Here is a 26,838-nt window from a genome sequence, read left to right as displayed (position 1 = left end):
TTCGGCTTTCCGGCGGTTCCGACTCTATCAGATCCTTTCGGGCCTGACTCCCAGTCAGCGGGATTTGTCTTTCCGGCTGTTGGGCCGTTCCGACGAGTGAGACTTTAGCGGAATCCTGGCCCCCGACGCTAATCGGGGTTGCGCCCATTCGAACGCGGATTCCTCATTTCACAAAAGCGCACAGAAAGCCGGGCGACGGAGTGTCGCTCGCTTGTAGTGGGTCTTGCGGAATGGCTGTCCGGGGACCGGCCGAAGTCGGTGCTCACGTCGGACAACTCGGAGAACACTACGGATGCCCGTATGTGCTGTCAACCTCGGGCCCGGCGGCGTACTCTCGAGCGCATGACAACGCGTACGTGCTTCCTTCAGTGGTGGGCCGCCTGACGGCGGCCGGCACTTACGTATGCACTCAACGGCCGCCGCTTCGGCGGCCGTTCTCGTTACTCCCTCCGGGAGTCCGGCCGCTCGACGCGGCGGCTCCCATCAGGAGACGGAGAGCGGGATGACACGGATCTTCAGCGGTATCAAGCCGACAGGGCACCTGACGCTGGGCAACTACCTCGGAGCCCTGCGCAGGTGGGTCGAGGTCGATCAGCATCAGTCGGACGCACTGTTCAGTGTGGTCGATCTCCATGCGCTGACCATGGAGCACGATCCGGCGCGGGTGCGCAGACTCAGTCGGCAGGCCGCGACGCTCATGCTGGCGGCGGGCCTGGATCCGGAGCGGTGCACCGTATTCGTACAGAGTCATGTGGACGAGCACGCGCGGCTCTCCTATCTGCTGGAGTGCACGGCGACGGACGGCGAGCTGCGGCGCATGATCCAGTACAAGGAGAAGGGCGCGCAGGCACGGGCCACCGGACAGAGTGTGCGGATGTCGCTGCTGACGTATCCGGTGCTGATGGCGGCGGACATCCTGGCGTACGGGGCCGATGAGGTGCCGGTGGGTGACGACCAGGCCCAGCATGTGGAGCTGACCCGCGATCTGGCCGTGCGGTTCAACCAGAGGTACGGGCATACGTTCACCGTGCCGAAGGCAACGCATCCGCCGGTGGCGGCGCGCGTCATGGATCTGCAGGACCCCGCCTCGAAGATGGGGAAGTCTCGCGAGTCCGGGGCCGGGATCGTCTATCTGCTCGATGACGCGGACATGGTGCGCAAGAAGATCATGCGAGCGGTCACGGACAGCGGGCGCGAGGTCGAGTACGACCGGGAGAGCAGGCCGGGGATCGCGAATCTGCTCGAAATTCTGGCGTCTTGCGAGGGTGGGAACCCGAACGAGTTTGCCGGTGTATATGAGTCGTACGGAGCGTTGAAGAAGGACACGGCCGAGGCGGTGGTGGAGCTGCTCAGGCCGGTCAGGGAGCGGCATGCCGAGCTGGCGGCGGATCCGGGACACGTCGATGACGTACTGAGGAAGGGGGCCGAGCGGGCCAGGGGGATGGCGCGACCGAGGGTCGATGCCGCCTATCGGGCGATCGGGCTGCTGCCCGCGTAGCCGCAGACGGGAGACAGGGGGTGCGGCTGCTCCCGCCGCCGTGGCGCCACGGCGGCGGGGTAGCGGCGATCGTCAGCCGTTGCCCGAGGCGAGCTCACGGCTGCGGTCGCGAGCCGCTTCGAGGGCGGCGATGAGGGCGGCGCGTACACCGTGGTTCTCGAGTTCACGGATGGCGCTGATCGTGGTTCCTGCGGGGGAGGTGACTGCTTCACGGAGCTTGACGGGGTGCTCGCCGCTGTCGCGGAGCATCACGGCGGCGCCGATGGCGGCCTGGACGATCAGGTCGTGGGCCTGGGCGCGGGGGAGGCCGAGGAGGATGCCGGCATCGGTCATGGCCTCGACGAGGAAGTAGAAGTACGCCGGACCCGAGCCGGACAGGGCGGTGGCCGCGTCCTGCTGGGACTCGGGGACGCGGAGGGTCTTGCCGACGCCGCCGAAGATCTCCTCGGTATGGGCGAGGTGTTCGCTGGTGGCGTGGCTGCCGGCGGAGATCACGGACATGCCCTCGTCGACGAGGACGGGGGTGTTGGGCATGACACGGACTACGGGGGTGCCTGCGGTCAGGCGCTCCTCGATGAAGGAGGTGGTGATGCCGGCCGCGGCGCTGATGACGAGGCGGTCGGCGGTGATGTGTGGGGCGAGCTCGTCGAGGAGCTTGCCCATGTCCTGGGGCTTGACGGCCAGGATGAGGGTGTCGGCGCGCTTGGCGGCTTCGGCGTTGTTGACGGGCTCGACGCCGTAGCGGGTGCGGAGCTCTTCGGCGCGGTCGGCGCGGCGGGTGGTGACCAGTAGATCGGCGGGGCGCCAGCCGGCGCGGATCATGCCGCTGAGCAGGGCTTCGCCGATCTTGCCCGTGCCGAGGACTGCGACTGTCTGGGTCATGGCTCTGTTCACCTCGCCGGTGGGGATACGTGCCGTCATCCTCGCACCGGGGGCGTGGCTGTGCCGGGCTGTCCGAGGGGCGGTACGGGTGAGCACCGGTCCGCGCCCTCGGACGCCAGGGCCCCGACGGGAGCCGTCGGGGCTGACAAGAGCCGCTGGGACTAAAGGGCGCTGCGGGAGCGCCATTCGGACCAGGAGAGGTTCCAGTCGCCGTAGCCATTGCCGGAGGCGACCTGGTCCTTGGAGTTGGTGACGCGGATGACGTCGCCCGGAATGATCTGCTCGTAGAAGCGGCGGGCGGTGCCGTCGGAGGGGAGGCCGATGCAGCCGTGAGTGACGTTGCTGCGGCCGGCGTAGGTGTTGGCCTTCGGGTTCTCGTGGAGGTAGGTGCCCGAAGTGGTGAGGTGGACGGCGTAGCTGTAGTAGCCGGCATAGGCGTCGCCGAGGTTCACAGTTCGGGAGTCCATGAATACGCGGCGCTGCTTGTCCGAGACGACCATCGTGCCGTTCCAGGTATCCAGGCCTGGACGGCCCGCGGTGATGGGGATGGTCTGGGTGGCGCCGTCCTTGACCACGGTCATCCGGTGGGTGCGGACGTCGACCGTGGCCACCAGGGAGCGGGCGATGGTGAGGGAACGGGAGAGGGAGTCGCCGGCCTTGACGGTGACCCGGGTACCCGGCTTCCAGTAGGTCCGGGGGCGGAAGTCGACGCGCTGGCCGTCGTGGAGATTGCGGTCCTTGATCCAGGCCCAGGCGCCGGTGACTCCAGGGTTGGCGGTGACCTTGAGTTGGCGCTCCACGTCGGCGCGCTGGGACTTGGGTATCGGGTGCTTGAAGGTCACCGATATCGGCAGGCCGACGCCGACGTGCTGGCCGTCGGTGATGTTGATGGTGGCGTCGGCCAGGTGGCCGAGGGTGGCGGCGGACGGTGGGGTGGCCGTGGGCCGTGGTGCTTCAGAGCTGGAGTTGGCGGCGGGCCGGCGCGGTGGCGCCGCGACGGCGTCCGGTGTCCCGCCCGCGCCGGAGCAGCCGGTGATCGACAGTGCGCAGATCAGGCCGAGTACGGCGGCCCTGATGTGTCGTGGCATTGAGTTCCCCCCCCCTGGGTCAGCTGATGGTCAGCTGTGTTGGTCCGGCTTCTGTACGCATGGGAAGGGAGGCAGGTTGCACGTGGGGGCGGGGATGGTTTTCCGTGGAACCGGCGAGGCACCGGGGCTGTCCTACCGCTCGTGACGGAGGAGGAATTCGACGCCTTCTACGCGAGCGCCTTCCCCCGGCTTGTGGGGCAGCTGTACGCGTTGACGGGCGATCACGGCGAGGCGCAGGACGTGGTCCAGGAGGCGTTCGTTCGGGCCTGGGACCGGCGTGCCTCATTTCTGGCGGAGTCGGCTCCCGAGGCGTGGATCCGTACGGTCGCGATGCGGCTCGCGGTGAGTCGCTGGCGGCGGGCGCGGCGGTGGCTGGAGCTGGTGCGGCACCATCCGCCGACGGACCGTACGCCGGGGCCCGGGCCCGAACACACGGTGCTTGTGGAGGCGTTGCGGAAGCTGCCCGAGGCGCAGCGGCAGGCGGTGGTGCTGCATCATCTCTGCGATCTGAGCATTGAGCAGATCGCCGCGGAGACGGGTTCACCGGCCGGTACGGTCAAGGCGAGGCTGTCGCGCGGTCGGGCCGCCCTCGCCAGGTTGTTGTCTCCCGGGGAGTCTGCCGACGAGGACGAGAGGGAGGGCAGCCATGTCTGAGACCGGTCGTGAGCGGAACGGACTCGACTCCGCGCTGCGTGTCCTCGCTGCCGGTGCGGAGGCGCAGCCGTCACTGTCGGGTGGTCAGATCCGGCGGCGCGGCGAGGCGCGTGGACGTCGTCGGCGGGTGGTCGGGACGACGGCGACGGCCGTTGCGCTGATCGCCGGTGTCGCGGTCGGGGTGCCGCAGCTGATGAGGGCGGACGAAGCGCGGCAGTCGCCTGCGGCGGTGCCGCCGAGCCCGTCCGTGTCGGTGCGGGCGCCGGCAGCCACCATCGAGCGCGGCACGGGGACGCTGACGGTCACCAAGGACGGCGTGCAGCCCCGTTCGGTGGTCGTGTTCCTGGGCAAGGTCGCCCCTGGCCGGTTGACAGTTGTGTCCAAGTCCCCGAAGCGCAAGGTGCCCGCGGAGATGATCGGCATGGGCGACTACACGCTCAACGCGAGCTGGGTGGTGGAGCTGTCCAGGCCTGATGGCACCACCTTGTTCGTCACCCAGTCCCCTGCGGACAAGAACTTCTCCAAAAGCGTGATCGGAGTGGGTTCCCTGGATGCCAAGTGGCTCTACGACCAGCTCGCGGTCGGGGACGTCATCGCCTTGAACTAGGCGGTACGGCGGCGGAGCGTCGCCGCACCCAGCGCCAGGACCAGGACCGCGCAGGCCGCGACGATCAGGACGTCGCGGGTGAAGTCTGCGGTGGCGTCGGGGTGGCCGAGGACCTGGGTCATGGCGTCGACGGCGTACGACATGGGCAGGACGTTCGAGATGCCTTCCAGGACGGGCTGCATCTTCTCGCGCTGAATGAACAGGCCGCAGAGCAGCAGCTGCGGGAAAATCACGGCCGGCATGAACTGGACGGCCTGGAACTCGGAGGCCGCGAAGGCCGAGACGAAGAGGCCGAGCGCCGTACCGAGCAGGGCGTCGAGAAGTGCGACGAGCAGCAGCAGCCAGGGCGAGCCGATGACGTCCAGGCCCAGCGCCCAGAGCGCGAGGCCGGAGGCGAGGAGGGACTGGACGACGGCGACGAGGCCGAATGCCAGGGCGTAGCCGCCGATCAGGTCGCCTTTGCCGAGCGGCATGGCGAGCAGTCGTTCCAGAGTGCCTGAGGTGCGTTCGCGCAGGGTCGCGATGGATGCCACCAGGAACATCGTGATCAGCGGGAAGATGCCGAGCAGCGAGGCGCCAATGGAGTCGAAGGTCTGCGGGCTGCCGTCGAACACATAGCGCAGCAGGAAGAGCATCACGCACGGCACCAAGATCATCAGTGCGATGGAGCGCGGGTCGTGGCGCAGCTGGCGCAGGACGCGGGTGGCGGTGGCGAGGGTGCGTGCGGTGCTCATCGGGCGTTCTCCTGAAGTGCGTCGGCCTCATCGGTGCCGGCCTGACGGGTCTTGGCCTGACGGGCGTTGGCCTCGTCGACCAGGTGGAGGAAGGCTCCCTCGACCGTTGCGGAGCGGGTGCGGGAGCGCAGGAAGTCCGGGCTGTCCTCGGCGAGGATCTCGCCTTCCCGCATCAGGAGCAGGCGGTGGCAGCGCTCGGCCTCGTCCATGACGTGGGAGGAGACAAGGATCGCCGCGCCGCGTTCGTCGGCGAGGCGGTGGAAGAGGTCCCACAGATCGCGGCGCAGAACGGGATCGAGGCCGACGGTCGGTTCGTCGAGGACGAGGAGTTCGGGTGTGCCGAGCAGGGCGACGGCGAGGGAGACGCGGGTGCGCTGGCCGCCGGAGAGCCGGCCGGCGAGTGCGTCGGCGTGCGACGTGAGGTCGACGTCGGCGATGGCGCGGGCGACGTGTTCGCGCCGGGCGTCGCGGTGGCGACGGCCCGGCTGCAGCACGGCGGCGAAGTAGTCGAGGTTCTGGCGGACCGTCAGGTCGTCATAGACGGACGGGTCCTGGGTGACGTAGCCGATACGGGAGCGGAGTGCGGCATCGCCCGCCGGTTTGCCGAGGATTTCGAGGGTCCCGGTGACCTTGGCCTGGGTGCCGACGATTGCGCGCATGAGGGTCGACTTGCCACAGCCGGACGGTCCGAGCAGGCCGGTGATCCGGCCGGGCGGGACGGTGAAGTCGATGCCGCGCAGGACGGTGCGGTCTCCTCGTACGACAGTGAGGCCGCGGGCCAGGACGGCAACCCCGGAAGAATTCATCATGTGATGAATAATGCTCCTGGAGCTCTGCTGCGTCAAGAGATGGGGGGTGCGTCAGGGGCATCCCCCATGGCGTTCCCGGGGATGGGCGACGGACCGTGGACATATGAGCCACAACAGTGAGATCTCGAAGGCCGAGCGGCGGCGGCTCGCCGTCGCCTCGGCGACGCTCGGGCCGTGGCGCGCCGCCGCGGCAGTCGGTGCGCTGGGCGGCGGCGTCACCCTCGCACTCGGCACGATCGGCGACGGAATCGGACTCGGCGTGCTGGCCGGTGCGTTGTCGGTCGCACTGATGCTGTTCTTCATGGTCGGCGGCGCGGGTGCGGTGCTCGGCGACCGGCCGGGCGCGGGCGCCGGTGACGACCGCCGGATACGGCGGTGGGCCGCGGCCCACCCGTGGCGGGTCGCGGCCGTGCCCGGCGCCCTGATGGTCGCCACCGATGTGGTGGTACAGCAGGCGCTGACCGCGCGGGGGCTGTTCGGCAGCCTGTGGGACGGGCTGTGGCTCGGGGCGCTGGTCGTCGGTGTCGTGGGGCTGGTCGGGCGGTTCTCCCGTAAGCGGGCCTGAGCCGCCGGTGCTCAGCCCGCGCCCGGGATCAGCGGGATCGCACCCGGGCGGCAGGCCGCCGGCCGCAGGAAGCGATGCGGCTCTACAGGGTGGATGTCCCGGGCGCGCGGAATGTGACCGTCAGGTCGACGGCGTACGCCTCCTCGACGACACCGTCCGGGAAGACCGCGAGCAGCTCGGCACGCTCCCGGGCGAGGAAGGCGGCCGTGGCCTCCTTGCCCAGCACCAGGAAGAGGGAGTGGCTGCCGAGGTTGTCGAGATGGGTGTCGAGCGAGACCTGACGGCTCCAGCGCACCCGGCGTGTCACGGAGTCCAGTCCGTCCGGCAGGCGCCGGCCGCGGCCGGCTGCGCCATGGGCCGCGCCGCGTGCCTGGCGACGGATGCGCTCGTCCTGTGCGGCAATCCAGGAGACGTCGGGGTCCGAAACGTTCCACCACAGGGCGAGCGCGCCGCCCGGCCGCAGCACGCGCAGGGCCTCGGGGGCGGAACGGGCCGGGTCGGTCCAGTGCCAGGACTGCGCGTACGTGATGAGGTCGGCGCAGCCGTCGGCCAGCGGCAGCGCGTCACCGAGGCCCCGGACGAGCGGGATGTCAGGGAGGCCGCGGTGCAGCTGGTCGGCCATGCCGGGTCCCGGTTCCACGGCGGTGACGCGGGCGCCGCGGTCACGCAACAGCCGCGTTGCTATACCGGTGCCCGCGCCGACGTCGATCACACGGGAGCCCTTGAGCGGACGGCCGGTCAGCTCCTCGACCGTGTCGAAGAGGGCGGGCGGGTAACCGGGGCGGGCTGCGTCGTACTGAGCGGCGGCCGAGTCGAAGGAGAGTGCGCGCAGCGTGTGATCCGTCATGCGCCCATCCTCACCGGGACGCGCCTACGTACGCTTGGCCTTGGCGCCCTTTCCCTTACGGGCGGCAGGGTTGCCGGTGCGCTTGCCACGGCGCTTCTCGTACTGGCTGCGGGCCGTCTCGTACTCCTCGCGCCGCAGCTTCTCGCCCGGCGCCTCGGCGAGGGAACGAAAGAAGTACGCGAGGAGCGCGCCGACGAAGCCGATCGCCTTGAGGCTGCGCAGCGCGTCCTCGGTGGCGGTGCCGGTGGGGCGGCGCGTGAAGCCCTCCCAGGTCTTGCGGAAGGCGACGGCGCTGCAGATGGCGAACATGACGATGACCAGCATGTTGACGAAGCCGCCGACGGCGGCGATCTCCAGGCCCTGGTAGCCGAGGCGCAGGACCAGACAGCCGGCGCCGGCGGCGGTGAGCGAACCGACGGCGGCGCCGGCGCGGCGCAGCCCGTAGCCCCCGTCGCGGCCGACCCAGGTCGTGCCGAAGAAACGGATGGGCTCGGGCTGCGGGCCGGTGCCAATGACGCCGCTGCCGCTGCCGGTGTGGCTACCGCTGTTCTCGCTCTGGTTGCTCTGCTCGCTCTGCTCGCTCACGGGGTCGATTATCCCCGGGCGAGGCCACCGTCCCGTCAGGAGCAGCGGATGGTGACATAGCCGTCGCTGCCGGTCTGCACATAGGCGTCCGAGACGAACTGCCCGTTGGCGATGTTGTCCCAGATGTTGGTGGTGCCGTACGGACCGCTCACCGACTCGCCCGGCTTCTGGCAGTTGATCGGCACCCGGGCTCCGAGCGGGAGCACCTTGATGAGCCGGTAGTTGGTGCCGGGGCCGCTGCGGACGTTCAGCTGGCACCCCGGTGCGACCGGATAGCGCTTCGCCCCCAGCGACTCGTCCGCAGCGGCCCCGGCCGCCGCCGCGACCTCGACGCCCTCGACGCCCTCGACCCCGTTCTGTACTTCTTCAACAGCCATCCGACTCTCCCCCGTTGAAACGTGCTCTCTGTACGCCGCGCAGGCTAGCAAGCCACCCCTGCATCGCACGCATCATCGACTAGGCTCCGAGCGTCGCGCTTGCGCACGAACAACACGGGGGTGGGAGATGCCACCGCTGCGCAGCACCGGGCAGTTCCCGGAAGCGGAGCATCCGGAATATGCCGGGCAGTACCGGCTCGAGGCATGCCTGGGCACAGGCGGCATGGGGGTCGTCCATCTGGCCACATCCGCCTCGGGGTTGCGCCTGGCAGTCAAGGTCATCCATGCCGACCATGCCTCGGATCCGGAGTTCAGAGCCCGTTTCCAGCAGGAGGTCACGGCTGCCCGTCGGGTCAGCGGGGCCTTCACCGCGCCCGTCGTCGACGCCGACCCCGAGGCCGAACGGCCCTGGATGGCCACGCTGTTCATCGAGGGCCCGACGCTCGCGGAGCGCGTGAAGCGGAACGGGCCGCTGGATGCGGCGGAGCTGCGCAAGGCCGGCGCGGGACTGGCCGAGGCGCTGCGCGACATCCACCGTGCCGGCGTGGTGCACCGCGATCTCAAGCCGAGCAATGTGCTGCTGGCGCCCGACGGGCCCAAGGTCATCGACTTCGGGATCTCCCGTCCGGCGGACAGTGATCTGCGTACGGAGACGGGCAAGCTGATCGGTACGCCGCCGTTCATGGCGCCCGAGCAGTTCCAGCGTCCGCGCGAGGTAGGACCGGCCGCCGATGTGTTCGCGATGGGCGCGGTGCTGGTCCACGCGGCAACCGGACGCGGGCCCTTCGACTCGGACAGCCCGTACATCGTGGCGTACCAAGTGGTCCACAACGAACCGGACTTGGCAGGTGTGCCGGAGGATCTCGTACCGCTGTTCCGGCGCTGCCTCGCGAAGGACCCGGTGGACCGGCCGACACCGTACGAGCTGATGATCGCGCTGCGTGCCTCGTCGCCGTCGGCCTCGTACGACACCCAGGCCTACATACCTGCACAGCGGACGCCGGACCCCCGGGAAAGCGCGCCGCGTGGTCTCGCGGCCGGAATCCGGACCGCCCCCCGGGCCTGGCGCGGCAAGAAGATCCGGTGGGTGGCCGCCGCGCTCGCGGTGCTGGTCACGGCCGGAATTGTGACCGTACGCGCGGTGGCGGACGGCGACAGCGCGGGATCCGCGCCCGCCTCACCGCGCGCGGAGCAGCGCTTCCACCCCTGGAGCGTCCCGCTGCGCGGCGGGCACGCGGAGAACAGGACTCCGGTCTGCGCTTCCGCGGGCCCGGCGCTGTACTGCACGGCGCCCGGGATCAAAGCCGCCCGGCTGAGCCCGAACGACGGCAGGATGCTCTGGGAGGCGAAGGCGGGCGGCAGCGCGACGCAGACCGACGCGGGCATGACACCCTTGCTCTCCGGAGGGCTGCTGCAGGTCGTGACGCCCGGCGGGGACCGCCTTGAGGCGCTCGACCCTAAGTCGGGCGGGGTGCGCTGGGACCTGGACATCTCGCCGTACTCGACCGTCCGGCACGCCGCCGATGCGGTGCTGTTGGTGACGGACGGCGGACTCGTGCGGGCCGTCGACGCCACGACGGGCAAGGAGCGCTGGACCCGCCAGCGCGGCGGACGCGGCACCCAGTGGGTCTCCTCCCCCGGCGGCGACGGACCGGCCCTCGCCGCGACACCCGCCACGAACGGGGCGTCCACGCTGGTCAGTGCGGTCGACCTGACCAGTGGCGACCTGCTCTGGGAGAAGCGCGTCAAGGGGTCGCTGAACCCGGTGCAGCTCGCGGGCGGCGCCCTGTATCTGCTCTCCGCCAACATCGACGGCTTCACGGACGCCGTCGTACGGCTCGACACGGCCGGCAAGTCCCGTACCGTCCGCCGCATTCCGCTGTCCGCACCGGTCGACCAGGCCCAGGCGGCGGTGGCCGGTGACACCGTCTATCTGTCCGGCTCCGGAGGCTCCGTCCTCGCCGTCGACACCCGTGCCACCACCAGCACGAAGGCCGCTCAGCTCTGGCGGCTCGAAACCTCGGTCACCCATCTCTCGCGCCCCGCGGCCGACGGCCGCGCGGTCTATGTGACGGCCGGGGACGGCCGGCTGCTGGCCGTGGACGCCACCCGCGGCATGCTGCTCGGCCAGTCGAAGCCCCGTATGGACGACGGGCGTTACACCTTCGCGTCCGTACTGCCCACCCCTGTCACCACCGACGGCAGGGTCGTCGCCGGCGCCCCGGACGGCTCGGTCTTCGCGCTCGATGCGCGGGACCCGGCGAAATGGTGAGCCAGGTCGAAAAGACAGCTGCCCGCCGCCCCTTCGGGCGACGGGCACCACTGAACAAGCACCACTATTGGTGAGGCCGACAGTTAAGCCGTAGTCAGCCGAGTCGGGACACGTCCCGGACCGCGCCCTTGTCCGCGCTCGTCGCCATCGCCGCGTACGCCCGCAGCGCCGCCGACACCTTGCGCTCACGCGACTTGGGGGCGTACACGCCGCCCAGCGCCTCGCGGCGGGTGGCCAGCTCGGCCTCGGAGACAAGGAGGTCGATCGAACGGTTCGGGATGTCGATACGGATGCGGTCGCCGTCCTCGACGAGCGCGATGGTCCCGCCCGAGGCCGCCTCCGGCGAGGCGTGGCCGATCGACAGGCCCGACGTGCCGCCGGAGAAGCGGCCGTCCGTCACCAGCGCGCAGGCCTTGCCGAGCCCGCGGCCCTTCAGGAAGGACGTCGGGTAGAGCATCTCCTGCATACCGGGGCCGCCCTTGGGGCCCTCGTAGCGGATGACGACGACGTCGCCCTCCTTGATCTCCTTGCGGAGGATCTTGTCGACCGCCTCTTCCTGCGATTCGCAGACGACGGCCGCACCCTCGAAGGTCCAGATCGACTCGTCGACGCCGGCCGTCTTCACGACACAGCCGTCGACCGCCAGATTCCCCTTGAGGACGGCCAGTCCGCCGTCCTTGGAGTATGCGTGCGCCGCGTCGCGGATGCAGCCGCCGGCCGCGTCCGTGTCCAGGCTCTCCCAGCGCTCGGACTGCGAGAAGGCGGTCGCGGACCGCACACAGCCCGGCGCCGCGTGCCACAGCTCGACGGCCGTCTCGGACGGCGAGCCACCCCGGACGTCCCACGTTTCCAGCCAGTCCTTGATGCTGGGCGAGTGGACGCTGTGCACGTCCTCGTCGAGCATCCCGGCGCGGTAGAGCTCGCCGAGGATGGCGGGGATGCCGCCGGCGCGGTGCACATCCTCCATGTAGTACGTGCCGCCGGGGGCGACGTTCGGGGCGACCTTCGCCAGACACGGGACACGGCGCGAGACCGCGTCGATGTCCTTGAGGTCGTAGTCGAGCCCGGCCTCCTGCGCGGCGGCAAGCAGGTGCAGGATCGTGTTGGTCGAGCCGCCCATGGCGATGTCGAGTGCCATGGCGTTGTCGAAGGCGGCGCGGGTGGCGATATTGCGCGGCAGGACGGACTCGTCGTCCTGCTCGTAGTAGCGCTTGGTGATCTCGACGACGGTGCGGCCTGCGTTCTCGTACAGCGCCTTGCGGGCGGTGTGCGTGGCCAGCACCGAGCCGTTGCCCGGCAGCGAGAGGCCCATGGCCTCGGTCAGGCAGTTCATCGAGTTGGCGGTGAACATGCCGGAACAGGAGCCGCAGGTCGGGCAGGCGTTCTCCTCGATACGGAGCACATCCTCGTCCGAGACGTTCTCGTTGACCGCGTCCACGATGGCGTTGATCAGGTCGAGCTTGCGGACCGTGCCGTCGACGAGCGTGGCCTGGCCGGCCTCCATCGGGCCGCCGGAGACGAAGACGACCGGGATGTTGAGGCGCAGCGCGGCCATCAGCATGCCCGGCGTGATCTTGTCGCAGTTGGAGATGCAGATCAGCGCGTCCGCGCAGTGCGCCTCGACCATGTACTCGACGGAGTCGGCGATCAGGTCGCGGGACGGCAGCGAGTACAGCATTCCGGCATGGCCCATCGCGATGCCGTCGTCGACCGCGATCGTGTTGAACTCGCGCGGCACCGCGCCCGCCGCCAGGATCGCGTCGGAGACGATCCGGCCCACCGGTGCGAGGTGGGTGTGTCCGGGCACGAACTCGGTGAAGGAGTTGGCGACCGCGATGATCGGCTTGCCGATGTCCGAGCTCGCTACGCCCGACGCCCGCATAAGGGCGCGGGCGCCCGCCATATTGCGGCCGTGGGTGACAGTGCGGGACCTCAGCTCGGGCATCGTCGCTCGCTCCTCAATAGGGTTAGAACTCATTCGAGCGTACGCCGCCACTCCAAGATCTGGACAGCGCGTCCGTTATACGGGACGCCCGGCTCACGCTTCGGTCAGGTACCGCTGGAGCGTCGGGGCCACCATCGCCACGATCTCCTCCGGGTCCGCCGAGGCCAGCGGCTCCACCTTGATCACATACCGCAGGATCGCGATGCCGATCATGTGCGAGGCCGCCAGCTCCGCCCGGAACTTCGGATCCGGTACGTCCAGGTCCCCCGCCAGCCGTTCGAGCAGCCGCCGCAGTACGAAGCCGCGCAGCACCTTGGCCGCCGCCTCGTGGGTGAGCGCGGAACGGACGATCGCCAGCAGCGGGCCCCGGGTCGCCGGGTTCTCCCACACGCCGATGAAGTAGCGGGCGAGCCGCTCGCCGATGCCGTCGGTGCCCTGCCCCAGGATCGCCGGGATGACCAGCGCCGGCTCGAAGGAAACCTCGATGGCGGCCGCGAAGACCTCGTCCTTCGTACCGAAGTAGTGGTGGACGAGGGCCGGGTCGACGCCCGCCGCCTTGGCGATACCGCGGACGGTCGTCTTGTCGTAGCCACGCTCGGCGAACTCCGTACGGGCCGCCTCGAGGATCCGCTCCCGGGCGCCGGGGCCCTCGTCCGCCTCCGTACGGGCCGGGCGCCCGCGCCGCCGCGGAGCCGCAGCGCCCGTCATGATCGGCTGATCCCCGACGCGGCCGAGGCGAGATGCAGCCGGGTGAAGGCGAGCGCCTCCGCCAGATCGGCTTCGCGTTCGGCGGCGGACATCGCGCGCCTGGTGTTGACCTCGATGACGACATGGCCGTCGAAGCCGGTACCGGCGAGGTGCTCGAGCAGCTCGGCACAGGGCTGGTTGCCGCGGCCCGGGACCAGGTGCTCGTCCTTCGCGGACCCCTTGCCGTCGGCGAGATGGACATGGCCGAGGCGGTCACCCATCCGGTCGACCATGGCCATGGTTTCGGTGCGGGACGTCGCCGTGTGCGAAAGGTCGATCGTGAAGTGGCGGTAGTCCTCCTTCGTGACGTCCCAGTCGGGGGCGTACGCGAGCATCTCGCGGTCCCGGTAGCGCCACGGGTACATGTTCTCGACGGCGAATCGGACGTCCGTCTCGTTCGCCATCCGCCAGATCCCGCTCACGAAGTCACGCGCGTACTGCCGCTGCCAGCGGAACGGCGGGTGCACGACGACCGTCGACGCGCCCAGCTTCTCGGCCGCCGCCTGCGCGCGCTGGAGCTTCACCCAGGGGTCGGTGGACCAGACCCGCTGGGTGATCAGCAGACAGGGCGCGTGGACGGCGTGGATCGGCACCTGGTGGTAGTCGGAGAGCCGGCGCAGGGCCTCGATGTCCTGGCTGACGGGATCGGTCCAGACCATGACCTCGACACCGTCGTAGCCCAGGCGCGCGGCAATCTCGAAGGCCGTCGCCGTGGACTCCGGGTAGACGGAAGCCGTCGACAGGACAACTTTCGCATCCGGGATACGCACCACTGGTTCTGCCACGGGAGACAGGGTACGGGCCCGCGCTAGCGGCTCGGGAGCTGGTCCAGGCGGGGCGGGAGCTGGTCCAGGGGAGGCGGGAGGTGGTCCAGCCGACGCAGAATCACGCCCTCACGCAGCGCCCAGGGGCAGATCTCGAGCGTCTCGATGTCGAACAGATCCATCGCACCCTCCGCGACCAGCGCCCCTGCCAGCAGCTGGCGGGCGCGGCCCTCCGAAACGCCGGGGAGTGCGGCGCGCTGCTCGACCGTCATGGCGGCGAGTTTGGGGACCCACTCCTGCAGTGACTTACGACTCAGTTCCCGCTGCACGTACAGGCCCTCCGTGGAGCGGGCGGCGCCCGCGATACGGGCCAGCTGCCTGAAGGTCTTGGACGTCGCCACGACATGGTCCGGCTTCCCGAACCGGCGGAACTCGCCGACCCAACGGGCGATTTCGGTCCGCACATGGCGGCGCAGCGCCTTCACGTCCTGGGGGTCGGGCGGGTCGCCGGGCAGCATTGCCGCGGTCAGCCGGCCCGCGCCGAGCGGCAGCGACACCGCGGCGTCCGGCTCCTCGTCGATCCCGTACGCGATCTCCAGCGAACCGCCGCCGATGTCCAGGACCTGCAGCCTGCCGGCGGACCAGCCGAACCAGCGGCGGGCGGCGAGGAAGGTGAGCCGGGCCTCCTCCTCGCCGGTCAGCACGGCCAGATCCACGCCGGTCTCGGCCTTGACCCTGGCCAGCACCTCGTCGGCGTTCCCGGCGTCCCGTACCGCCGAGGTCGCGAACGGCAGCACCTGCTCGCAGCCCTGGTCCTCGGCGGCCTGCACCGCGCGCCCGATCGTCTCGATCAGGCGGGCGACGCCCTTGGGTCCGATCGCCCCGTCCCTGTTGAGAAGTTCGGCGAGGCGTAGCTCCGCCTTGTGCGAATGGGCGGGCAGCGGTCGGGCACCAGGGTGCGCATCCACCACCAGCAGGTGCACTGTGTTCGAACCGACGTCGAGGACTCCGAGTCTCATGGACCGAACGCTACTGCCGTCGCACGCATACCCTGGTGCTGTGCCAAAGACGAAAAAGGCGAAACCGGGCAAAGCCAAGCCCCCGCAGAAGCTCAAGCACGACGAGAAGGGTCTGGATTTCGCGCGCGCGTGGGTCGAGTTTCCCGACCCCACCGACGACGAACAGGTCTTCCGCTGCGATCTGACCTGGCTGACCTCGCGCTGGAGCTGCATCTTCGGCAGCGGCTGCCAGGGCATCGAGGCGGGCCGCGCGGACGACGGCTGCTGCACGCTGGGCGCGCACTTCTCGGACGAGGACGACGAGAAGCGGGTCGCCGAGCATGTTGCCCGCCTCACTCCGGAGCTGTGGCAGTTCCACGACGTGGGTACGGAGTCGGGCTGGGTCCAGACCGACGAGAACGACGGCGAACGCCAGACGCGCCGCTGGGAGGGCTCCTGCATCTTCCAGAACCGTCCGGGGTTCGCGGGCGGGGCGGGCTGCTCCCTGCACATCCTGGCGCTGCGCGAGGGCAAGGAGCCGCTGGAGACGAAGCCGGACGTGTGCTGGCAGCTGCCGGTGCGGCGTACGTACGACTGGATCGAGCGCCCCGACGACACGAAGGTGCTGCAGGTCACGATCGGTGAGTACGACCGGCGGGGGTGGGGCGCGGGCGGCCACGACCTGCACTGGTGGTGCACGTCGGCGACGTCGGCGCACGGGGCGGGGGAGCCGGTGTATGTGACATACCGCCCGGAGCTGACGGAGCTGATGGGCAAGGAGGCGTACGGCGTGCTGGTGGAGCTGTGCGAGGCGCGCTTGTCATCGCAGCTCCCACTGGTGGCGCCGCACCCGGCGGACCCGAAGAGGTAGCGAGGTTGCCGCCGACGGGGTGCGGGGTGCTTGTTGCCTGGGCGTGAGGTCGTCCGGTCCTGCCGGGTGCGGGTTGCCTCCGGCGGGGCGCGGGGTCTTGTTGCCCGGGCTTGGGGTCGTCCGGTCTTGTCCGGTGCGGGTTGCCTCCGGCGGGGTGCGGGTGCGGGTTGCCTCCGGCGGGGCGCGGGTTCTTGTCCGGTGCGGGCTCCGGTGCCCCTCCGGGCTCGACTCCTCGGGGTCGGCGGCGTACAGGCTCTTGGTGCGTGACCCCGGTTTTGCCGCCAATCCCCTGCGGGGCCGACCCTGCACGGCCCCTCCCCACCCGGACGAGACAAGACCACTCGCCGCGGGGGTTCAGCGGTTCGCCGGAGGAAACCACCCATGGACAGCAACCATCAACGCCACCGGCCCACCCTCACCACATGACCGAGCAACTGACAGTTTCGGAAAGGGGCGGGGAGGGGGAACGAACAGGCCCCGCGTCCGGCTCGCCGCAGCGGCACAGGGGCTCAGCCCGAGGGCGGAGGCGCGGATGCGGAGTCCGACTCCGTGGGGGACGGGTCCGGCGAGGTGGGAGCCGGCGTCGGGTCCGAAGGGGGCGGGGTCGAAGGCGGCGGGGTCGGGTCCGACGGGGGCGGCGTCGGGTGAGACGGCGGCGACGGCGTCGCGCCCCAGCCGTCGATCTCCACCACCGCTCCAGACGGGTCAACCCCCACCCGCGCGCTCCACGACCCCGCCGGCTCCCGCGCGTGGTCCACGGTGACGTGGATCGTGACCGACTCGCCCGGGCTCAGCGTGCCCGAGGAGTGGCTCATGTACAGCCACGGCGCGTCCGTCCAGGCCGACCACGTCACCGGGGTGCCGCCGGACGCCGTGAGCGTGATCCGCGTGGTGTCGCCGGATGGCTGCGCCTCGACCGTGAGACGGCCCGGGCCCGCCGCGCCGGGGCGGGTCGGTGGCGCGGGCGTGCCCGCGCTGATGACCTCGACCGAGACGTCCGAGCGGCTGCCCGGCGTGAACCTCGTGTCCGCTTCCGCACGCGCGTTGCCCGCGTTCTCGTAGTGGTCGTACGGGCCGCCGTCGAGCCCACTCCGCCGGTCCGCCGCGCTTGCGGTGACCGACGCCCCGTCGTGCCCCTCCCCCGTCAGTGGCGCGCCCCGGTACGCCGCCCACAGGGCGAGCACGGGCGCCGCCACGACCGTCGCCACGACCGTGGTGGTCACCGCCCGCGCCCGCAGCCGGTCCCGTCGGGCCGCGTGGTCCTTCGGGTCCAGCGGGAAGCCGTCTGAGCCGAAGCGCGGCGCACCCGTACGGGCGCGCGGGACGTGCAGCATCGCGACGTACGCGGCGGCCCGCGGCGCCGCGACCAGCGGCAGCACGGCCGGGGTGACGGCCGACCCCGGCCACAGCCCGCCCGCGCCGGCGCGCTCGGCAACGCGGCGGCAGCGCGGGCAGTCGTCGACGTGCCGGACCAGTTCCTGGCGGAGTGCGGCGGAGAGCAGCACCCGGTGGTCGTCGGTGAGCCGGGCGACGGCCGGGCAGTTGCCGGTCTCGACCACGGCGAGCGCGGCACGGGTGCGCTCCACCTCACAGGCCGCGGCGGCCAGCAGCTCGCGCGCCGCCAGAGCGTCCAGGCCGAGAACCGCGGCGACCTGGCGCACGCCGAGGCCGTGCCGTACGGCCAGTTCGAGGGCCTCGCGCTGTTCCGGGGTCGTACCGGCCGCCTCCGGCCAGGCCAGCAGCGCCAGTTCACTGCGGCGGCGCTCCGCGGCCTCCTCGGAGACCCGCGGCCCGGCCTCCTCGGGGACGGCGGGGCGTCCGGTGTGCGTCCCCTGCCGCGTGCGCCGCTGCTCGGTCAGTCGGCGCAGACAGGCCCACCGCGCGAGCGCGTACAGCCATGCCTTCCGCTCGGCCTCGCCGGCCGGGCAGCGCCCGTACTGCCGCTCGGCGATGGCGAGTACGTCGCCGAGGAGCCCCGTCGCCGCGTCGTGGTCGCAGAGCACGGAGAGGCAGTAGGTGAACAGGCCGTCGAGATACGGCTCATAGCGCGCGGGCGGGCGCTGCGCCGACGAACGGGGCGCGCGCCGGTGCGCCCGATGTGCGCCGGTGGTGTGCGTGGGTGGTTCCAGCCTGCTGCTCGTCACGTCGTGACCGTAGGCGCGGGACCGGATCCCGTTCATACCTCTTGAACACTTTTAATCCTTACGGGTGAACAGTTCGCCCGAAGGGGGACAGGAATCGTTAATTCCATCCCTAGTGGACCACCGGCGTTCGCCGGATGGCGACGACCCGTCATGACCAGAGACCGCGGCGACCGCGTTGTCAGTGGTCCCCGCTACGGTTTCCGCATGGCTGCCCGTACGAAATCCGCGAAGGACCGGCCGTCCTACCGCTGCACCGACTGCGGCTGGACGACCGCCAAGTGGCTCGGCCGCTGCCCCGAGTGCCAGGCCTGGGGCACAGTCGAGGAGTACGGCGCGCCCGCTGTCCGTACGACCGCGGCAGGCCGCGTCTCCACCGCCGCCGTCCCCATCGGCCAGGTCGACGGTCGGCAGGCGACCGCCCGCTCCACCGGTGTGGACGAGCTCGACCGGGTCCTCGGCGGTGGTCTGGTGCCCGGCGCGGTCGTGCTGCTCGCGGGCGAGCCGGGCGTCGGCAAGTCCACACTGCTGCTCGACGTCGCCGCCAAGGCCGCGAGCGACGACCACCGGACGCTGTACGTCACGGGCGAGGAGTCCGCGAGCCAGGTCCGCCTCCGCGCGGACCGGATCAACGCCCTGCACGACCATCTCTACCTGGCCGCCGAGACCGATCTTTCCGCGGTCCTCGGCCACTTGGACGCGGTCAAGCCGTCCCTGCTGATCCTCGACTCCGTACAGACCGTCGCATCGCCGGAGATCGACGGTGCGCCCGGCGGCATGGCGCAGGTCCGCGAGGTCGCCGGCGCCCTGATCCGCGTCTCCAAGGAGCGCGGGATGTCCACACTGCTGGTCGGCCATGTCACCAAGGACGGTGCGATCGCCGGACCGCGGCTGCTCGAGCATCTGGTGGACGTCGTGCTGTCCTTCGAGGGCGACCGGCACGCCCGCCTTCGTCTCGTACGGGGTGTCAAGAACCGCTACGGCGCGACGGACGAGGTCGGCTGCTTCGAGCTGCACGACGAAGGCATCACCGGCCTCGCCGACCCGTCGGGCCTCTTCCTCACCCGCCGTGCCGAGGCAGTCCCCGGCACCTGTCTGACGGTCACCCTGGAAGGCCGCCGCCCGCTCGTCGCCGAGGTGCAGGCGCTGACCGTCGACTCGCAGATCCCTTCGCCCCGGCGCACCACCTCCGGCCTGGAGACCTCACGGGTGTCGATGATGCTCGCGGTACTCGAGCAGCGCGGCCGGATCACCGCGCTCGGCAAGCGCGACATCTACAGCGCGACCGTCGGCGGCGTGAAGCTCTCCGAACCCGCCGCGGACCTGGCGATCGCGCTCGCGCTGGCCTCGGCCGCCAGCGACACTCCGCTGCCCAAGAACCTCGTCGCGATCGGCGAGGTGGGCCTTGCGGGCGAGGTCAGACGGGTCACGGGCGTCCAGCGCCGGCTCGCCGAGGCCCACCGGCTCGGCTTCACGCACGCGCTTGTACCGTCCGATCCCGGCAAGGTCCCGACCGGTATGAAGGTCACGGAAGTAGCCGATATGGGGGATGCGCTGAGGGTGCTCCCGCGCGGGCGGCAGAAGGCCTCCGGCGGGGCTCCTGACGTCGCCCCGAGGAGAGAGCGGCCGGAGGCCCCACGGGAGGCCGACACGCGCCGGTAGACTTTGCCCTGGTCTCGCCCATCCGTACGAGCCGGAGGAGTGCAGTGGCAGCCAACGACCGGGCAGCAGCACCCGGAAAGTCCGGCGGAGGCTCCGGCAACGAAGCACTGATCCGCGCCGCCCTGAGCGCGGTCGCGCCCGGCACCGCCCTGCGCGACGGCCTGGAGCGGATCCTCCGCGGCAACACCGGCGGCCTGATCGTCCTCGGCATGGACAAAACGGTCGAGTCGATGTGTACCGGCGGATTTGTGCTGGACGTGGAGTTCACCGCAACGCGGCTGCGCGAGCTGTGCAAGCTCGACGGCGCGCTCATCCTCGACAAGGACATCGGCAAGATCCACCGGGCCGGTGTGCAGCTGGTTCCGGACGCGTCCATCCCCACCGAGGAGACCGGCACCCGCCACCGCACCGCGGACCGGGTATCGCGGCAGTGCGGCTTCCCGGTCGTCTCCGTATCGCAGTCGATGCGGCTGATCGCGCTGTACGTGGACGGGGAGCGCCGCGTGCTGGAGGAGTCGGCCGCGATCCTCTCCCGCGCCAACCAGGCCCTCGCGACCCTGGAGCGGTACAAGCTCCGACTCGACGAGGTGGCGGGCACGCTCTCCGCCCTCGAGATCGAGGACCTGGTGACGGTCCGGGACGTGGGGGCGGTGGCGCAGCGTCTGGAGATGGTGCGCCGGATCGCCACCGAGATCGCCGAGTACGTGGTGGAGTTGGGCACCGACGGCCGACTTCTCTCCCTGCAGCTCGACGAGTTGATCGCGGGCGTGGAGCCGGAGCGTGAGCTGGTCGTCCGTGACTATGTGCCGGAGCCGACCGCGAAGCGGTCCCGTACGGTCGACGAGGCGCTCACCGAGCTGAACGAGCTCACCCATGCCGAGCTGCTCGAACTGCCCATAGTCGCACGGGCGTTGGGATACAGCGGCGCCCCCGAAACGCTCGACTCCGCGGTCTCGCCCCGGGGTTACCGGCTGCTGGCGAAGGTGCCGCGGCTGCCCGGCGCGATCATCGAGCGGCTCGTCGAGCACTTCGGCGGACTGCAGAAGCTTCTCGCGGCCAGCGTCGACGATCTGCAGACGGTCGACGGCGTGGGCGAGGCGCGGGCCCGCAGCGTGCGCGAGGGGCTTTCACGGCTCGCCGAGTCCTCGATCCTCGAGCGGTACGTCTAACGAGCGGTACGTCCAGCGAGCGGTACGTCCAGCGATCGCTACGTCCGGCCCGTCCGGTGATTGAGGACGGGGGACGGGGGACGGGGACCGGCCCCTGCTCAGTCCTTCTCCAGGCGGAACGACGCCGGCAGCACCGTCACGCCCGGGATCTCCGCCTCCAGCAGGTACGTACCGGGCGGGACGGCCCCCGCGGGCGGCGTGGCGCACTCCGGCGCGCTCCGCCTGCGGTCCCACTCCACGGTGTGCGTGATGCTCGCGCCCGCCGGGACCCTCAGCAGCAGACTCCCCGCCGTGCGCGGGCAGTCCTTGGAGGACCACACCTCGTCGTCCTTGTCGTCGGCGACTTTCAGCACCGCCGCCTTGGGCCCGAAGTCCGCCTTGCAGGTCGTCGCCGACGAGTTGGCGGCGACCAGCTGGAACGTGGGCTTCACCCCCGACTCGTACGAGACTTTGAGACTGCGCAGCGTGAACTTCAGCGCGCCGGGAGCGCAGTCGGGGAGGCTCGAGCCTGCAGGGACCTGCTGACCGCCCGTGCCGCCGCTGGAAGCACCGCCCGTTCCGGTGTCGCCGTTCTTGCCCGGGTCGGCGCTCGAGCCCGCGTCCGTACCGCCGGTCGCGCCACTGCCGGTGTCGCCACCGGTGTCGCCCGACTCGTCGCGCCCGCCCGGCTGTTCACTGATCGCGGGCCCGGACTGGGCGGGTCCGGGCGTGATGGAGGGCGCGGGAGTAGAGCCGTTGGCGCTGTCGTCGTGCTCGTTCCCCTTGCCGCCACCGGAACTGAGAGCCCAGGCGATCAGCAGCGCGAGGAGCGCGATCAAAGACGCCGCGACTGCCCTCCGTCGCCAGTAGATGGAGGAGGGGAGCGGCCCGATCGGATTGCGCAGAGATCCCACGGCCCAAACTCTACGAGAGATCCGCGGCAACTCCCGCCCCACCCGCCGCCCGACTTGGCAAGTTCCACGGATCATCATCACGGGCGGAGCGGCCCGCACCCCCAACTTTCGTCAAGGTGTGCTCCGGTCGATCGCTATGGGTGACCGTCCGCGCGCGACAGGTACGGTCCGTGACCATGGAACGCAGGTCCGTACGGGCTTCGTGGTCCGGTTCGCCGGACCGGGCCGCGGCCGACAGGCAACGGCCTCCCGGAGCGTATGCACCGTCCGATCGCCATGACGTGCCAGGATCGGAGTGCCATGACTGACACCACCACAGACCCCGCCATCGCCATGCCTGACGCGGCCTCCCTCCACGCCCCCGTCATCGCCTGGTTCGACAAGCACGCCCGCGATCTCCCCTGGCGCCGCCCCGAGGCCGGCGCCTGGGGTGTGATGGTCAGCGAGTTCATGCTCCAGCAGACCCCGGTCAGCCGGGTGCTCCCGGTGTACGAGCAGTGGCTGGCCCGCTGGCCGCGCCCCGCCGATCTCGCGGCCGAGGCGCCCGGCGAGGCCGTCCGCGCCTGGGGCCGGCTCGGCTATCCGCGGCGCGCGCTGCGGCTGCACGGGGCCGCGCAGGCGATAACGGAGCGGCACGGCGGCGATGTACCCAGCGACCATGGGCAGTTGCTCTCGCTGCCCGGCATCGGTGAGTACACGGCGGCCGCGGTGGCCTCCTTCGCGTACGGGCAGCGGCATGCCGTCCTCGACACCAATGTCCGGCGGGTCTTCGCCCGCGCCGCGACCGGCATCCAGTACCCGCCGACCGCGACGACAGCGGCCGAGCGCAAGCTGGCCCGCGCACTGCTCCCGGAGGAGGAGACGACCGCGGCCCGCTGGGCGGCGGCCTCCATGGAGCTGGGCGCGCTGGTGTGCACCGCGAAGAACGAGGACTGCGCGCGCTGCCCGATCTCCGGACGGTGCGCCTGGCGGCTGGCCGGGAAACCCGCGTACGAAGGTCCGGCGCGCCGCGGCCAGACATACGCGGGCACCGACCGTCAGGTGCGCGGCAAGCTCCTCGCCGTACTGCGTGAGGCGGTGGCGCCGGTCGAACAGGCGGCGCTGGACGCGGTTTGGCACGAGCCGGTGCAGCGGGCGCGGGCGCTGGACGGACTGGTCGCCGACGGCCTCGTCGAGCCCCTGGAGGACGGTGTCTACCGCCTCCCTCTCGGCTGAACCCACGCCGGTCCGCACCCGGTCCGCATCCGGCCCCGATGCCGTTTCCCACCCGAACCACACCTGAAACATTCGCTGTTACACAACCGATGGACGGCCGTGCGCCCGCCGACGGCTGCTCCGCACAGTGCCGTGACAAGTCCTCCGTAGCTTCTTGGGACGTAGGGCAAGGGCAATGCTTGTCACGGGGACGGAGGCGGTTGGAATGGCGCACGGCGAGGTGCTCGAATTCGAAGAGTACGTACGCACTCGGCAGGAGGCGCTGCTGCGCAGCGCCCGGCGTCTCGTCCCCGACCCGATCGACGCGCAGGACCTGCTGCAGACCGCTCTGGTCCGTACGTACGGCCGCTGGGACGGCATCGCGGACAAGTCGCTCGCCGACGCGTACCTGCGCCGCGTGATGATCAATACGCGTACGGAGTGGTGGCGCGCCCGCAAGCTCGAGGAGGTCCCGACCGAGCAACTGCCCGACGCGAGTGTCGAGGACGGAAGTGAGCAGCGCGCGGACCGCGCTCTGCTGATGGACATTCTGAAGGTGCTGGCGCCCAAGCAGCGCAGCGTCGTGGTGCTGCGACACTGGGAGCAGATGAGCACGGAAGAGACTGCTGCCGCACTCGGTATGTCGGCCGGTACGGTGAAGAGCACGCTGCACCGGGCACTCGCCCGGCTCCGCCAGGAGCTGGAGAGCCGGGATCTGGATGCCCGTGCCCTTGAGCGTGCCGAAGGACGGCGTGAGCGTGACGAACGGGGGCAGGAGCGGTGCGCGGCCTGACAGGCAGAGGCGGCATCAGGACACGAGCGGCGGGCGGCGCGGCGGTGGCCGGGCTCGCCGCTGTCGGCCTGTTCAGCGTCGCCTGCTCCACAGGAGGCGCCGGAGTGCAGGACGAGGGCGCGGCCCATGCCGATACCTCGGACAAGGCAACCCCCTCCCAGGTCACGCCCTCCAGCAGCACCGCGCGGAAGTCCCAGAGCGTCAACGCGGTGAAGCTGATCATGAGCGACCCGAAGGTCAGCGAGCGGGTCAAGGCCGATCTCAAACCGTGCGGCCGGGACTCGTATCCTGTGGACACCTCGTACGGGAACCTCACCGGCGGGACCTCGCCCGATGTCGTCGTCAATGTGCTGACGTGCGGCGACGCGGTCGGCATGGGCACGTACGTGTACCGCGAGAACGGCGACAAGTACGAGAATGTCTTTGCCGCCGAGGAACCGGCGGTGTACTCCGCGATCGACCGGGGCGACCTGGTGGTGACCAAGCAGGTGTACACCAAGGGTGACCCCGGAACCGGGCCGTCCGGCGAGGAAGTGACCACCTGGCGCTGGTCGGGCGGCAAGTTCACCCAGCAGTACTGGGTACGCAACGATTTCAGCAAAGCGGTCGGTGCGGGCGAGCCAGCCGCACCGGACGCAGCCCCAACGAGCGAGAACTGAGGCACCAGCAGGATGGCCGAGACCCATGTCCTGTTCGTCGAGGACGACGACGTCATCCGTGAGGCGACCCAGCTCGCGCTGGAGCGTGACGGCTTTGTGGTCACCGCGATGCCCGACGGGCTGCTCGGCCTGGAGGCATTCCGCGCGAACCGGCCGGACATAGCGCTGCTCGATGTGATGGTGCCGGGTCTGGACGGGGTGAGCCTGTGCCGCCGTATCCGGGACGAGTCGACCGTACCCGTGATCATGCTGTCGGCGCGTGCCGACTCGATCGATGTGGTGCTCGGCCTGGAGGCCGGCGCCGACGACTACGTGACGAAGCCCTTCGACGGCGCTGTGCTGGTGGCCCGTATCCGCGCGGTTCTGCGCCGCTTCGGGCACGCGGGCGGACCGGCGGGCGGCGAGTCCGACCCGGCCGGGCAGCAGGAGCAGGGCGCGCTGTCCTTCGGTGACCTGGAGATCGACACGGAGGGCATGGAGGTGCGCAAGGCCGGTGAGCCCGTGGCCCTGACGCCGACCGAGATGCGGCTGCTGCTGGAGTTCTCCTCCACGCCGGGCACCGTGCTCTCGCGCGACAAGCTGCTGGAGCGGGTCTGGGACTACGGCTGGGGCGGCGACACCCGGGTCGTGGACGTCCATGTCCAGCGGCTGCGCACCAAGATCGGGCAGGACCGGATCGAAACGGTCCGCGGCTTCGGCTACAAGCTCAAGGCATGAAGCGGCTCGTACTGCGCACCGGCGTCCGCTGGAAGATCAGCATCGCGATCGCGGCCGTCGGCGCGCTGATCGCCCTGGCGCTGAGCCTTGTCGTGCACAACGCCGCGCGGGTCTCGATGCTGTCCAACGCGCGCGATGTCCAGATGGACCGGGTGCTCCTCGCGCAGCGCTGGTACGAGACGTCCAAGAACAAGGACCCGCGCTCGCGCTTCAACGCCAAGATCAACGATCCCTCGCTGCCCAGGGACCTGCAGAAGCTGATGCGCGAGAAGCGGCGCGGCAGCTATGTGGCAGAGACCCACGGCGGCACGCCCGACATCTGGGCAGCCGTGCCGCTGGCAAACGGCGACGTCCTCTCCCTGCACAGCCAGTTGGCCGGCCGCAGCGCCACCGTCATGAAGGACCTCGACCGGGCGCTGATCATCGGCTCGGTCTCGGTGGTGTTCGGCGGCTGCGCGCTCGGCGTGCTGATCGGCGGACAGCTCTCGCGCAGACTGCGCAAGGCCGCCGCGGCCGCCCGCAATGTCGCGCAGGGCAATACGGACGTACGGGTCAGGCACGCCATCAGTGGTGTCGTACGCGACGAGACCGACGATCTCGCCCGTGCCGTCGACGCACTGACCGACGCACTGAACGAACGCATCGAGGCGGAGCGCCGGGTCACCGCGGACATCGCGCACGAACTGCGCACTCCGGTGACCGGGCTGCTCACGGCGGCCGAACTGCTGCCGCCGGGCCGTCCCAGTGAGCTCGTACGGGACCGGGCGCAGGCCATGCGCACGCTCGTCGAAGACGTACTGGAGGTGGCCAGGCTCGACAGCGCGTCGGAGCGGGCCGAGCTTCAGGAGATCGCGCTCGGAGAGTTCGTCAGCCGCCGGATCGCGCTGCTGAACCCCGATGTGGTGGTCCGAGTTGTGCACGAGTCGTGGGTCAGCACCGATCCGCGGCGGCTCGAGCGGATCCTTTTCAATCTGCTGGCCAACGCCGCCAAGTACGGCGGAGCGCCGATCGAGGTGGCGGTCGAGGGCCGCGTGGTGCGGGTCCGGGACCACGGCCGCGGCTTCCCCGAGGAGCTGCTGCGCGAGGGCCCGAGCCGCTTCCGTACGGGCGCCAGCGACCGCGCGGGCACCGGCCACGGCCTGGGGCTGACGATCGCGGCGGGCCAGGCCCGCGTCCTCGGCGCCCGGCTGACCTTCCGCAACGCCGCACCGGAAGGCACCGAGACGCCGCTGGGCCAGTCCGGCGGTGCGATCGCGGTGCTCTGGCTGCCCGAGCACGCCCCGACCAACACCGGCAGCTTCCCGATGATGCAGCTACCGGACTAGACCGCTACTGGCCCAGGCCACGCCCGGGGACCAAGGCCACTA

At 70.7% G+C, this 26,838-nt stretch carries 26 protein-coding genes; 13 read left to right on the top strand and 13 right to left on the bottom strand.

The genetic code is table 11. From position 1 onward, the window contains the following. Positions 1–502 precede the first annotated feature (502 nt). Entirely contained in the window at positions 503–1,498 is a 996-nt protein-coding gene (trpS, locus tag ACFYXH_RS31450) for a tryptophan--tRNA ligase (RefSeq protein WP_389570012.1), read from the top strand. A 72-nt stretch (positions 1,499–1,570) separates the two neighbouring features. Here trpS and proC read toward each other — a convergent pair whose 3' ends face one another. Further along, positions 1,571–2,380 carry a pyrroline-5-carboxylate reductase gene (gene proC / locus ACFYXH_RS31445; RefSeq protein ID WP_389570010.1) on the bottom strand — a complete coding sequence of 270 codons (810 nt, stop codon included), beginning with the start codon at positions 2,378–2,380 and terminating at the stop codon, positions 1,571–1,573. 161 nt (positions 2,381–2,541) lie between these two features. Then, positions 2,542–3,468, bottom strand: coding sequence for a L,D-transpeptidase (locus tag ACFYXH_RS31440; RefSeq protein WP_389570007.1), 927 nt, complete (start codon positions 3,466–3,468; stop codon positions 2,542–2,544). A 141-nt stretch (positions 3,469–3,609) separates the two neighbouring features. Here ACFYXH_RS31440 and ACFYXH_RS31435 point away from each other — a divergent pair, with 141 nt between their 5' ends. After that, positions 3,610–4,122 (top strand): SigE family RNA polymerase sigma factor, encoded by a 513-nt coding sequence (locus tag ACFYXH_RS31435; RefSeq protein ID WP_389570005.1) that lies wholly within the window; start codon positions 3,610–3,612, stop codon positions 4,120–4,122. Further along, positions 4,115–4,729, top strand: coding sequence for a hypothetical protein (locus tag ACFYXH_RS31430; protein WP_389570003.1), 615 nt, complete (start codon positions 4,115–4,117; stop codon positions 4,727–4,729). Before ACFYXH_RS31435 ends, ACFYXH_RS31430 begins: the two co-directional genes overlap by 8 nt. Here ACFYXH_RS31430 and ACFYXH_RS31425 read toward each other — a convergent pair. Then, the gene (locus ACFYXH_RS31425; RefSeq protein WP_389570000.1) at positions 4,726–5,463 is read right to left on the bottom strand and encodes an ABC transporter permease; all 738 of its coding nucleotides are present in this window, start codon (positions 5,461–5,463) and stop codon (positions 4,726–4,728) included. The genes ACFYXH_RS31430 and ACFYXH_RS31425 overlap by 4 nt on opposite strands. Continuing rightward, the gene (locus tag ACFYXH_RS31420; protein ID WP_389569998.1) at positions 5,460–6,272 is read right to left on the bottom strand and encodes an ABC transporter ATP-binding protein; all 813 of its coding nucleotides are present in this window, start codon (positions 6,270–6,272) and stop codon (positions 5,460–5,462) included. Before ACFYXH_RS31420 ends, ACFYXH_RS31425 begins: the two co-directional genes overlap by 4 nt. Before the next feature lie 103 nt (positions 6,273–6,375). On the opposite strand from ACFYXH_RS31420, the gene ACFYXH_RS31415 reads away from it, so the two are divergent. Then, positions 6,376–6,837, top strand: coding sequence for a hypothetical protein (locus ACFYXH_RS31415; protein ID WP_389569995.1), 462 nt, complete (start codon positions 6,376–6,378; stop codon positions 6,835–6,837). A gap of 82 nt (positions 6,838–6,919) precedes the next feature. Here ACFYXH_RS31415 and ACFYXH_RS31410 read toward each other — a convergent pair whose 3' ends face one another. The 3 genes from ACFYXH_RS31410 to ACFYXH_RS31400 are packed head-to-tail and all read right to left on the bottom strand — an operon-like array spanning position 6,920 to position 8,646. After that, the gene (locus ACFYXH_RS31410; RefSeq protein WP_389569992.1) at positions 6,920–7,684 is read right to left on the bottom strand and encodes a class I SAM-dependent methyltransferase; all 765 of its coding nucleotides are present in this window, start codon (positions 7,682–7,684) and stop codon (positions 6,920–6,922) included. Between the two features lie 24 nt (positions 7,685–7,708). Further along, positions 7,709–8,269, bottom strand: a complete 561-nt coding sequence (locus ACFYXH_RS31405; RefSeq protein ID WP_389569990.1) for a hypothetical protein — start codon at positions 8,267–8,269, stop codon at positions 7,709–7,711. 35 nt (positions 8,270–8,304) lie between these two features. After that, positions 8,305–8,646 (bottom strand): peptidase, encoded by a 342-nt coding sequence (locus ACFYXH_RS31400; protein ID WP_389569987.1) that lies wholly within the window; start codon positions 8,644–8,646, stop codon positions 8,305–8,307. A 127-nt stretch (positions 8,647–8,773) separates the two neighbouring features. On the opposite strand from ACFYXH_RS31400, the gene ACFYXH_RS31395 reads away from it, so the two are divergent. Continuing rightward, positions 8,774–10,918, top strand: a complete 2,145-nt coding sequence (locus ACFYXH_RS31395) for a PQQ-binding-like beta-propeller repeat protein (RefSeq protein WP_389569984.1) — start codon at positions 8,774–8,776, stop codon at positions 10,916–10,918. 94 nt (positions 10,919–11,012) lie between these two features. On the opposite strand, the gene ilvD is transcribed toward ACFYXH_RS31395, so the two are convergent. The 4 genes from ilvD to ACFYXH_RS31375 all read right to left on the bottom strand — a co-directional run bounded on the left by ilvD (position 11,013) and on the right by ACFYXH_RS31375 (position 15,393). Continuing rightward, positions 11,013–12,863, bottom strand: a complete 1,851-nt coding sequence (ilvD, locus tag ACFYXH_RS31390; protein ID WP_389569982.1) for a dihydroxy-acid dehydratase — start codon at positions 12,861–12,863, stop codon at positions 11,013–11,015. 93 nt (positions 12,864–12,956) lie between these two features. Then, on the bottom strand, positions 12,957–13,571 hold the full coding sequence (locus ACFYXH_RS31385; protein ID WP_362689082.1) for a TetR family transcriptional regulator: 615 nt from the start codon (positions 13,569–13,571) through the stop codon (positions 12,957–12,959). Continuing rightward, positions 13,568–14,395 carry a sugar phosphate isomerase/epimerase gene (locus ACFYXH_RS31380; RefSeq protein WP_327325312.1) on the bottom strand — a complete coding sequence of 276 codons (828 nt, stop codon included), beginning with the start codon at positions 14,393–14,395 and terminating at the stop codon, positions 13,568–13,570. The genes ACFYXH_RS31385 and ACFYXH_RS31380 overlap by 4 nt, the downstream gene beginning before the upstream one ends. 23 nt (positions 14,396–14,418) lie before the next feature. Further along, positions 14,419–15,393, bottom strand: a complete 975-nt coding sequence (locus ACFYXH_RS31375; protein WP_389569978.1) for a Ppx/GppA family phosphatase — start codon at positions 15,391–15,393, stop codon at positions 14,419–14,421. A 40-nt stretch (positions 15,394–15,433) separates the two neighbouring features. Between ACFYXH_RS31375 and ACFYXH_RS31370 the strand changes: the two genes are divergently transcribed. Then, positions 15,434–16,243: a hypothetical protein gene (locus ACFYXH_RS31370; RefSeq protein WP_389569975.1), complete on the top strand. Its 810-nt coding sequence runs from the start codon at positions 15,434–15,436 to the stop codon at positions 16,241–16,243. A 509-nt stretch (positions 16,244–16,752) separates the two neighbouring features. Here ACFYXH_RS31370 and ACFYXH_RS31365 read toward each other — a convergent pair. Continuing rightward, complete coding sequence (locus ACFYXH_RS31365) at positions 16,753–18,423, bottom strand: hypothetical protein (RefSeq protein ID WP_389569973.1); 1,671 nt, start codon at positions 18,421–18,423, stop codon at positions 16,753–16,755. A 168-nt stretch (positions 18,424–18,591) separates the two neighbouring features. Between ACFYXH_RS31365 and radA the strand changes: the two genes are divergently transcribed. Further along, entirely contained in the window at positions 18,592–20,046 is a 1,455-nt protein-coding gene (gene radA / locus ACFYXH_RS31360) for a DNA repair protein RadA (protein WP_389569970.1), read from the top strand. Between the two features lie 44 nt (positions 20,047–20,090). Beyond that, positions 20,091–21,215 (top strand): DNA integrity scanning diadenylate cyclase DisA, encoded by a 1,125-nt coding sequence (gene disA, locus ACFYXH_RS31355; RefSeq protein WP_327325307.1) that lies wholly within the window; start codon positions 20,091–20,093, stop codon positions 21,213–21,215. 98 nt (positions 21,216–21,313) lie between these two features. Here the strand turns inward: disA and ACFYXH_RS31350 are convergent, their stop codons facing one another. Next, a complete protein-coding gene (locus tag ACFYXH_RS31350) occupies positions 21,314–22,108 on the bottom strand; it encodes a hypothetical protein (protein WP_389569968.1) in 795 nt (264 codons plus the stop codon). A gap of 300 nt (positions 22,109–22,408) precedes the next feature. Between ACFYXH_RS31350 and ACFYXH_RS31345 the strand changes: the two genes are divergently transcribed. From ACFYXH_RS31345 to cseC, 5 genes are all read left to right on the top strand, one after another. After that, the gene (locus ACFYXH_RS31345) at positions 22,409–23,323 is read left to right on the top strand and encodes an A/G-specific adenine glycosylase (RefSeq protein WP_389569966.1); all 915 of its coding nucleotides are present in this window, start codon (positions 22,409–22,411) and stop codon (positions 23,321–23,323) included. Between the two features lie 205 nt (positions 23,324–23,528). Then, positions 23,529–24,095, top strand: coding sequence for a SigE family RNA polymerase sigma factor (locus tag ACFYXH_RS31340; RefSeq protein WP_327325304.1), 567 nt, complete (start codon positions 23,529–23,531; stop codon positions 24,093–24,095). Beyond that, on the top strand, positions 24,083–24,754 hold the full coding sequence (locus ACFYXH_RS31335; RefSeq protein WP_389569962.1) for a hypothetical protein: 672 nt from the start codon (positions 24,083–24,085) through the stop codon (positions 24,752–24,754). The genes ACFYXH_RS31340 and ACFYXH_RS31335 overlap by 13 nt, the downstream gene beginning before the upstream one ends. Positions 24,755–24,766: 12 nt before the next feature. After that, positions 24,767–25,471 (top strand): two-component system response regulator CseB, encoded by a 705-nt coding sequence (gene cseB / locus ACFYXH_RS31330; protein ID WP_389569959.1) that lies wholly within the window; start codon positions 24,767–24,769, stop codon positions 25,469–25,471. Then, positions 25,468–26,796 (top strand): two-component system sensor histidine kinase CseC, encoded by a 1,329-nt coding sequence (cseC, locus tag ACFYXH_RS31325; RefSeq protein ID WP_389569956.1) that lies wholly within the window; start codon positions 25,468–25,470, stop codon positions 26,794–26,796. Before cseB ends, cseC begins: the two co-directional genes overlap by 4 nt. The last annotated feature ends 42 nt before the right edge of the window (positions 26,797–26,838 follow it).

The organism is Streptomyces sp. NPDC002730 (assembly GCF_042888805.1).
Taxonomy (GTDB): domain Bacteria; phylum Actinomycetota; class Actinomycetes; order Streptomycetales; family Streptomycetaceae; genus Streptomyces.
Note: the sequence above shows the minus strand (reverse complement) of the source record. Positions and strands in the feature narration are given on the sequence as shown.